General features: G+C 62.2%; 1 pseudogene. It reads right to left on the bottom strand.

Annotated elements, in window-relative coordinates:
- Positions 1-277 precede the first annotated feature (277 nt).
- Positions 278-1,053, bottom strand: a pseudogene (locus XpopCFBP1817_RS20860) (IS3 family transposase); the annotation flags it as partial.

Raw genomic sequence — 1,053 nt, 5'->3', positions numbered from 1 at the left:
GCGATTACGCACACTGCCCGAACACGTCTACAACCAGATGGTCATGGGCTGAAAAACGTGGGGATACCTCAGATCCTGACGCTGCTGGCCAGCGGCAGCGGCATGACCGCCGCCGAACTCTACGACAACCTGCCACAAGCCGAGTATCCCATGTGGGCCATGGGGCGACACCCACATGCCGCTGGTTCAAGCCCCGGGCTTCGGCGCGACCCAGCGCATGGTCGTCGCGCCAGGACGCGAATCGCAGGGACTACTGTCGATGCCTGGCGGCCAGTCATCAAATCCGCTGTCCTCGCGACGTCCCCCCGCCCTGAGTAGCGGCCGGGTTTAGAGTCCGGGGGGGAATGATATCGATGTTGGCCAGATGTTGGGCATAAGCAGCCGGCGTCATGCCGCCGATTGCTTTTTTGGGTCGTTCCTCGTTGTCTTCGCGTCGCCAGCGTTCGATCTCGGTGCGTGTATGCAGCAGCGTTGGGAACCAGTGCTCGTTGAGGCATGCGTCGCGTAGTCGGCCGTTGAACGATTCAACGTAGGCGTTTTGATTTGGCTTGCCGGGTTGGATGAGCCGTCACTGCACCCCACGGGCATGTGCCCAGGCGACCATCGCCTTGCCGAAGAACTCCTTGCCGTTGTCAGTACGGATCACTTGCGGCAAGCTGCGACTGTGCGCGAGCCGATCCAGCACGCGCGCCACGCCGTGTCCCGAGATCGCGCGCTCCACGTCGATGGCAACCGCTTCATGCGTTGTGTCGTCCACGATCACCAGACACTTGATCGTCCGGTCTTCGGCAGTGCGGTCGAACACGACGTCCATCGACCACACCTGGTTGGCCTGCGATGGCCGCAGCAGCGGTTGACGCTCGCCCACCGACACCTTTTTGCGCTTGCGGCGCCTGACCTGCAGCTGCTGCTCGCGGTACAACCGCTCCACGCGCTTGTAGTTCACGATGCGCCCCTCCTGTCGCAATTTGAAATAGATCATCCCCACGCCATAGCGGCGATGGCGATGCGCCAACGCGAGGATGCGCTCGCGCAATTGGACATTGCGATCTT

It is taken from the genome of Xanthomonas populi (genome assembly GCF_002940065.1).
Lineage (GTDB): Bacteria > Pseudomonadota > Gammaproteobacteria > Xanthomonadales > Xanthomonadaceae > Xanthomonas > Xanthomonas populi.
This window is presented reverse-complemented; position numbering and strand designations above follow the sequence as displayed.